The 7,235-nt window shown below is 55.8% G+C and carries 6 protein-coding genes and 3 pseudogenes; 3 read left to right on the top strand and 6 right to left on the bottom strand.

Annotation, left to right across the window (positions count from 1 at the left end; translation table 11 throughout):
* Positions 1 to 119 precede the first annotated feature (119 nt).
* From ligD to ku (MRBLMR1_RS23075), 3 genes and pseudogenes are all read right to left on the bottom strand, one after another.
* Positions 120 to 952: pseudogene (gene ligD / locus MRBLMR1_RS23085) on the bottom strand (non-homologous end-joining DNA ligase); the annotation flags it as partial.
* A gap of 464 nt (positions 953 to 1,416) precedes the next feature.
* The gene (gene ku / locus MRBLMR1_RS23080) at positions 1,417 to 2,238 is read right to left on the bottom strand and encodes a non-homologous end joining protein Ku (protein ID WP_148148718.1); all 822 of its coding nucleotides are present in this window, start codon (positions 2,236 to 2,238) and stop codon (positions 1,417 to 1,419) included.
* A gap of 2 nt (positions 2,239 to 2,240) precedes the next feature.
* Positions 2,241 to 3,128, bottom strand: coding sequence for a non-homologous end joining protein Ku (ku, locus tag MRBLMR1_RS23075; RefSeq protein ID WP_500066471.1), 888 nt, complete (start codon positions 3,126 to 3,128; stop codon positions 2,241 to 2,243).
* Positions 3,129 to 3,655: 527 nt separating this feature from the next.
* On the opposite strand from ku (MRBLMR1_RS23075), the pseudogene MRBLMR1_RS23070 reads away from it, so the two are divergent.
* Positions 3,656 to 3,775: pseudogene (locus tag MRBLMR1_RS23070) on the top strand (SMC-Scp complex subunit ScpB); the annotation flags it as partial.
* A gap of 250 nt (positions 3,776 to 4,025) precedes the next feature.
* On the opposite strand, the gene MRBLMR1_RS23065 reads toward MRBLMR1_RS23070, so the two are convergent.
* Entirely contained in the window at positions 4,026 to 4,601 is a 576-nt protein-coding gene (locus MRBLMR1_RS23065; RefSeq protein ID WP_500066469.1) for a hypothetical protein, read from the bottom strand.
* Positions 4,565 to 4,842 (bottom strand): annotated as a pseudogene (locus MRBLMR1_RS23060) (PepSY domain-containing protein); the annotation flags it as partial. The gene MRBLMR1_RS23065 and the pseudogene MRBLMR1_RS23060, both read right to left, overlap by 37 nt.
* Positions 4,843 to 5,007: 165 nt before the next feature.
* On the opposite strand from MRBLMR1_RS23060, the gene MRBLMR1_RS23055 reads away from it, so the two are divergent.
* Both MRBLMR1_RS23055 and MRBLMR1_RS23050 read left to right on the top strand, forming a co-directional pair.
* Positions 5,008 to 5,370: a response regulator gene (locus MRBLMR1_RS23055; RefSeq protein ID WP_500066466.1), complete on the top strand. Its 363-nt coding sequence runs from the start codon at positions 5,008 to 5,010 to the stop codon at positions 5,368 to 5,370.
* Positions 5,371 to 5,425: 55 nt separating this feature from the next.
* Positions 5,426 to 6,499, top strand: a complete 1,074-nt coding sequence (locus tag MRBLMR1_RS23050) for a sensor histidine kinase (protein ID WP_500066464.1) — start codon at positions 5,426 to 5,428, stop codon at positions 6,497 to 6,499.
* A gap of 280 nt (positions 6,500 to 6,779) precedes the next feature.
* On the opposite strand, the gene MRBLMR1_RS23045 is transcribed toward MRBLMR1_RS23050, so the two are convergent.
* A complete protein-coding gene (locus MRBLMR1_RS23045) occupies positions 6,780 to 6,902 on the bottom strand; it encodes a hypothetical protein (RefSeq protein ID WP_404946921.1) in 123 nt (40 codons plus the stop codon).
* Positions 6,903 to 7,235 lie beyond the last annotated feature (333 nt).

Raw genomic sequence — 7,235 nt, 5'->3', positions numbered from 1 at the left:
ACAACATCCTTCAAAGATGCCTCAAAAGGGGGCGGCATCATCTCGGAACGAGGGGGCGACTATTTCTCGGAATTAGGGGGCGACATCATTTCGGAATCAGGGGGCGGGTTGCCTCGGAATTTGCAGTACAGAGCGTCCTTCTCCTTAAAGCCGGTGCCAACTGAACCGACCGACGCCCAACTGTCGCCCCACCGTGCTGCCAGTAACAAGCTACCGATCCCACCCCGAGCGACGGCGGAGTGCTCATAGCCAATTACTACGAAACTCTCGCTCTGGACGCACTTGATCTTCAGCCAGTCACCGGTGCGTCCAGATCGGTACTTGCTGTCACGGTTTTGGGCGATGATTCCTTCGAGACCCATCGAACATGCGGCTTCCAGCAGTTCAGCGCCATCCCCGTCAAGTTCCTCCGAAAGATGGATCGCACCGTTCGCGCCGTCAAGGAGGTCGGCAAGGAGATGGCGGCGAACGGATAAGTCGGTATTGGTGAGGAGGTGCCCGTCAAAGTAGGGGAGATCAAAGGCATAGAAAACGGCTTCCTTTGAAGTCCGCTTTCCTCCTCGTCCGCCAAGTGAACGCTGCAAGGCGCCGAAATCGGATCGGCCATCCTCATCTACGACAACAGCTTCGCGGTCCAGAATTGAGCCGACACCCAGCTTTTCTGCTGCTTCCGCAATTGCCGGCAAGCGTGCAGCCCAATCATGCCCGCCGCGCGTAAGGATGCGGATACATTTCGGCTCGATATGAATAGCCAACCGATACCCGTCAAATTTCATTTCGAACGCCCAGTCGGGACCTGTCGGAGCTTTTGGTTTCAGGAGTGCCAGGGCGGGTTCAACCCGCTGTGGCATCTGTCAAACGGTAGGTGAGGTTGGGCTGGGTTGCGTGGCTTTCTCGGCCGCGACTTAGCAACTTGATCGCCGTGCAGAAGAGGTCTGGATCGACTACGCATTATTGACCCCACGGGGAGGAGCATTCGTCGGTCCCCTACTTCGGCGACTCAATCAATGACCAGCCTATTTCGTTCCGCGAAAGGTGTTTGGGCTTGATGCGGGCCTAAGACGGTGCTCGGTATCTGAAGAACGCCTGACGAATCACGTCAACGCGGTCAACGAGCCCGTTTCCGCCAGAGGCAAATCGAGTCGCTTAGTCCATCATGATCTTCTTCGTTGTGATGGGCGGAGGCGCATAGGAGGCGGGCCGGCGCGGACCCATCACCGATGATCATCCAGTCCACTTCCGCTTCAAGCGAGAATGCGTTTCGGCCGCTAATCGCGATCAGCGAAACCTCGTCGGTCAGACATTGCTCAACAAGTGCCTTGAGGCGGTTGCTATTAGGAACCGGGCTTTGGAGAACAACAGCGCGAGCAGGGGGGCGTCCGTTCAATGTAGATCGCTCAGCGTCCTGGGCAATGATTATCCGGCCTTGCGAGACTTCAGTTCCTTCGTCACTGATTTCTTCAGTGCATCCATGATATTCACCACGTTGCTCGGCTTGCCACTCTTGCCCTTGTTCGATTTTGAAGAAGCCGTTTTTCCCGGCTTTTTAGCCTTTTTCTTACTAGCGATGAGCTTCAGCAACGCATCTTGGATGGGGTCGGACACCATCGCCGGGGACCAGTCCGTCAGCCGCTTTTTTATGACGTTTTCAAGGGCAGTGACGCTGTTTGTGTCCGAATTCTTTTCGATCACCGCGAAATACTCGGACTCGGGCCGCACTTCGTCACCGAACCGCAGTGTCCAGACTACAATACCGTCGCCGCGCGGCTCCAAGATCACGGCTCGTTCGCGGCGCCCCAAGACGACCCGCGACACGCCGACGACATCTTGAGCTTTCATCGCTTCGCGGATCACAGCAAAGGCTTCGTCACCGATCTTGTCGCTAGCAATGAGATAAAATGGCGTTTCAAGGTAGATCCACCCGATACGGTCTCTAGGGACGAACTTTTCAATATCGATGGTGCGGACCGTATCCAGCTCAACTGATTCAAGGTCTTCGTCCGTCAGAATAATGTAATCGTCTTCGCCTCTCTCGTAGCCCTTTGCCTGGTTCTCATCGCTAACGGCCTTACCTGTCACGCTGTCGATGTATTGAGAGACAACCCGATTTCCGGTCTTCTCATTAAGCGTATGAAAGCGGACTTTTTCGGATCCAGACGTTGCCGGTGTCATGGCGACAGGGCAGGTGACAAGCGAGAGCTTGAGATACCCTCTCCAATACGGACGACGAGGTGCCATGGTCAGCTCGCTTTCTTTTGTTCAGCCTTCGAAGTAGTTTTAGACTTCGCTCGTGTTGTCATCTTTTTCCCGGCGTTAGCGTTGGCTGCCTTCGGCTTTTTAGAGCTTCCGCTGCCTGTGCCAGCGCTCTCTCGGAGAGCCTTGAGCAGATCGTTTGGTTTCGACACCTTGATCGGCTTTGGCTTCGGAAGGGACCTGCCCTCTGCTTTTGCTTTCACCAGTGCAGCAAGCGCGGCCTCATATCGATCGTCCGTCTTGGCTGGATCGAACTCGCCCTTTTTCGTGTCGATGATGTGCTTGGCGAGATCAAGCATCTCTCCTTCTACCTTCACCTTCTTCACGGCTTTGAAGGCTTCTTTGGACGACCTGACCTCGTAGTCGAAATTGAGTGTCGTCGCGATTAGACCTTTGCCATGTGGACGGATAAGAACTGTCCGTATCCGTCGGAACAGTACCGTGCGAGCTACGGCGGTAGCATCTGTGTTTGCGAGCGCATCTCTGATTGCGGTAAAGGCACCGTTCGCCTCATCATCAGCTGGCACCAGATAGTAGGGCTTGTCGAAATATGCGTCGTCTATTTTGCTGCAAGGTATGAATGCCTCAGCATTAAGCATCTTGTCAGAATCTGGTACGACCGCCGCGACTTCCTCTGGATCGATCATGATGTAATCGCCGCTCCCAGTCTCGAAGCCCTTGACTTGCTGGTCTCGCTCTACGACCTCTTCGGTCTCGCTATCGATGAACTCGCGCTTCAGGCGGTTGCCGGTTTTTTCGTTGATCATATGGAAACTGATCCTCTCGGATGTCGACGCGGCCGTATAAAGGCCAACGGCACATGAAAGCTCTCCAACTTTCAGATGACCTTTCCATTGAGCCCTGTGCGCAATCATACTGTTTCCCTTCATCTGTTGGTCAAACAACTTAAGTTGAACGCCATGGTTCCTTTGCATGGCCTCGAAGGTCTCCAAACTGCAATCTGATTAGCCGTTCGAAGAACTCGTCATTTGGTTTAGCAGTTGCCTCTCTTTAGCAACTGCGTCGGCATATGACTGGTGGGAATCGAGGTCGAATTCCAACAGGTGTTCGATGGTTTCAAGTCTAGCCAGACGCTTTTCGCTTTGCGTAACTTAAGTTGCTCGGCTGAATCATGATGCTTATCATACATGCTCGGATAACGCGGTAGGGCGCAGATAAGTTCGGTCGCCGCCGCACAAATCGGCGTCCAGACAAACAACGAACCCAGCTCATCGCGAACGGTCTTTAAGGCCTCCCGGTTGATCCGCACATGGGATGTGGAGACGGTCGACGGCACGGAGAATATTAGAACCATGCAAGCGGGAATAGGGGACAGGAAGATTAGAAAGCCGAACCCGAGTCGTTCGTAGGGCGACGAGAGAGGTGGCTCGGTTTGTCTTAGTTCGAGGCAATGGTGCTGTTGGCGGTGGGATATTCTCAACCGATGACCCGGGGCGAACTGTCGAAGATTTTTGGCAAGGAAGTCAGCCGCGACACCATCGGCAATCTGCGTGGCGCGGGTTTATAGACGCGCCAAACGGTAGAGTGCCACGGCGATGCCGTGGCCTTACGTTTCTTCAACCTCATGAAACGCGAGCGTATAAGCTGGAGGATCTACAGCGCCGGGCACAAGCAGGTCGGAAGCGAAATGTTTTCGCCCGTTGAGTTAGACAGGCATCGGCGGGGTCTACGAAACGCTGGGCTATCTAAACTGCCCATACTGTGGGCCACAACGTGCGAAGGGCGCCGTTGTAGCGCCCTTCGTTATGATGTCAAATCCCAGCGCGGCGATAGCGCTGGCGTTCCTGCTCGACTTGATCGGCATCATACGGATCTGACGTATCGTCGAAGCCCGTCCACCCCTGCTGCTCGTAGGCAGCGCGCCGCTCGGTCGGATCGACCCAGTTGGAAAGCTTTAGGATAGCCTCTGCTTCCGGGGCCAACGGTTCGTCGACTTTGGCGGTGACGAGCGTGCCGCCACGGCGGACACCTTCGGCGTAAACGTGAGCATCACGTTCTGAGACGCCGGAGCTTGTTAGACCACCGATGATCCCGCCGGCAGCACCGCCGGCCACTGCACCCGCAGCAGCGCCTGCGGCAGCTGCTACGAGCCAGCCGGCCGCGACAACAGGTCCGACGCCTGGGATGGCCATCAGACCAAGTCCGGTCAGGAGTCCGCCTGCACCGCCGACCACCGCACCAATCCCGGCTCCAGTGCCAGCACCAGCAGCGTTGGATTCGCCATGACGCTTGTCAGCGTTGCTTGACACGATGCTGATATCGTCGGAGCGTACGCCGGCGGATTCGAGGGCACGATCGTTCCGGCTTTCATGCCGGTAGCATTCCAGACGCCTTGTCGTCCTTGTTGAGGTCCTTCACGTCGGCGCAGCCGGCCTTTTGGATCCGTTGTTTCGCCTGGCCCTCAGTAAAACTATTGGCGCCCTCGACGGGAGCGGTCGGGTTTGTCGTATCTGACGTCGCAACAGCCGGAGTATCGCCGTCGCTGTTGGCGGCGGGAGCGGCGTGCTGCGCGAGTGCCGAAACACTCGACGCCGCGACGAAGGCGGCGGCGATGATGACGTTTTTCATGATGTTTCCTCTCTAGCTCGGATCTTCTTATTGAGCCCGATCCGATAAGCTCATGGATACGTTTATGGTTCCGGCAGGGGCTCTCATGTCGAAGGGGAACAACTTCAAGACGACAGAGTTTCAGGCACAACGTCTTAGAATGGTGTCAGAATGCCGCAGCCGACAGTGCTTGTCGTCGAAGATGAGCCTTTGATCCGGATGACAGTGGCCGATGATCTGCAGGCGGCCGGCTTCTGCGTTCTTGAGGCTGGCAACACTGATGAAGCGTTACGGCTGCTAGAGACGCATTCTTCCATACGCGCAATCTTCACCGACATCGACATGCCGGGAGGTCTGGACGGGTTGAAGCTGGCATGGATCGTCAGAGACCGGTGGCCGCCAATCGAGATTGTCATCACTTCGGGGAACCGGAAGATCGAGTGGTCGACCTGCCAGAGCGCTCCGTGTTCTTTCCCAAGCCTTATGCCCACCAGCCTGTCATCGATGCCCTCACACGGTTGTCGGCTTGATTTGTCGGAAATTTTCTAGCGGATGGTCTGTTTGCCATGGTAAAGACGGCTATCTGCCATAACTGTTGAAGCATATGTCCAATCGTGAAGAGCCCCATCCCACTCCGGCCACTGTATCCGATTTTCCGCAACTGGCGGAGGCGTTGGACGACGATCGATTTCGGCAGTTTCTCGACCACGTGCCGTTCGCGGTCGCGGTCGCCGAGCTCGGCGATGACGAGCATCTTGTATATGGCAACATCGAGTTCGAGCGCTTGACCGGGCTTTCAGGCGAGCACCTGCAAGGCAAGGCATGGTCCGTTTTACCCACCGCGCCTTCTCTCGACGGCGGGCCGAAGCTTTCTGATGCCTTGCTGCAGAGCGAGGAGTATCTCGGACCATTCACAATCACAATCCACGATGACAATTTCGTTGTCGATGCATGGTCGAACACGATCGTCGACGACGACGGTAAGCCATTGTTCCGGCTCCTAGCAATGTCCGCCCGAACCGGCACCAATGATGCCGCCGCTTTGTCTGAGGCACTTGCTGAAAAAGACATTTTGCTGAAAGAGCTTCAGCATCGGGTCAAAAACAATCTGCAGATGATCACGGCGTTGATCCGCATGGAAGCGCGCAACGCCCAGCAACCGGGGGAGAGTGAGCGTTTCAACCGCCTTGCTGGTCGCATCGAAGCCCTGTCCATCCTTTATCGATCGATCTACGCGGGCGAGGATACGGAGACCGTCGATCTCGGCACATATGTCAGCCAGATCGCTTCTTCGGTAATGGCCGCCCATGCGATTGAAGGCATACGTCTCGATATGAAAGTCGACACCTGGCCGGTGTCTATTAACGTCGCAATGCCAGTTGGCCTCGTCATCAATGAGTTGATGACCAATGCTCTCAAGTACGCCTTTGTTGGACGCGACGGCGGTGAGATCAAAGTCCGCTGCACTGTCGATGACGATGGCTGCAAAGTGCTCGTCGCAGACGACGGTGTGGGGCTCTCGGAGAAGGCAGATTGGCCACGGCGCGGCAAGCTCAGCGCCATGATCGTGCAGTCTGTACGTCACAATGCCAAGGCGGAGATCGACGTGCAGTCGGAGCCTGGCAGCGGGATGGCTGTGACGATCATCTTCAAGCGTGCGAATGCCACTGACCACTGACAACGTCGGCGGCGCTACTGCGGCCATCGGTGACATCCCTGTCGGCAGGCAAGGCCACTTGATCACGGCTCCGCGGGGGCAGAACAAGATTAGTGCGAAATCGTACCTTTAGTTGAGAAAACGATGATCGAGATCGATATTCCTACCAAAATGAAGGCTCCTGATGTATTTCTACCTAGAACATCACGTTTGGTGCAGGCTGCAAACTACCGAAAACATGCGCAATTTCGGCTAGCGTACGATCCTGCACTAACCTTGTTCTGAACCTAAAAGGTAAGCTTCAAGCCAGGATTGTCAGCACGAATGCGAGTGTCAGAGTGCCGGCAGCGAAGACGACAAGAGCGATAATGAGATGCTCTGCGAACTCTGACTTTTTTGTCTCGCCTGTCCAATCGTATGCCATCTCGCGCTTCTCCTGTTGAAGCTTTAGCATCCCGGAATATGGTTAACGGAACCTTGCAATCGCACAGGCCGGTGTTCAAATTCATTGGAGGCATGATGGAGGAGGGGCCGCGACAGTGGTGCAGGTGGGGGCTCCCACCGAGATCCTGGGAGGCGGGCAACAGATTAATGGGCGCGGATCTCTAAACGTCGGCCGTTGGAGATGTAGCCAGCTGAATTGGGAACGATGTGGCTCCCCGAGTGTTCACTCATCAAGCGGATCGTTAAACGGTCTGGTAATGGACTTCCCCGGCAGATGACCGGATAGCGACTTGGAAGACCGTGCGTCCCCGCT

Source organism: Neorhizobium sp. LMR1-1-1.1 (genome assembly GCF_040675795.1).
Classification (GTDB): domain Bacteria; phylum Pseudomonadota; class Alphaproteobacteria; order Rhizobiales; family Rhizobiaceae; genus Neorhizobium; species Neorhizobium cellulosilyticum.
The sequence above is the reverse complement of the archived record's forward strand: the minus strand, read 5'-3'. Positions and strand labels throughout refer to the sequence as shown.

Excerpts from the sequence above, each read along its gene's own strand:
- ku (WP_148148718.1), bottom strand. The coding sequence starts at position 2,238 with ATGGCACCTCGTCGTCCGTATTGGAGAGGGTATCTCAAGCTCTCGCTT.
- ku (WP_500066471.1), bottom strand. The coding sequence starts at position 3,128 with ATGATTGCGCACAGGGCTCAATGGAAAGGTCATCTGAAAGTTGGAGAG.
- MRBLMR1_RS23050 (WP_500066464.1), top strand. The coding sequence starts at position 5,426 with ATGTCCAATCGTGAAGAGCCCCATCCCACTCCGGCCACTGTATCCGAT.
- MRBLMR1_RS23045 (WP_404946921.1), bottom strand. The coding sequence starts at position 6,902 with ATGGCATACGATTGGACAGGCGAGACAAAAAAGTCAGAGTTCGCAGAG.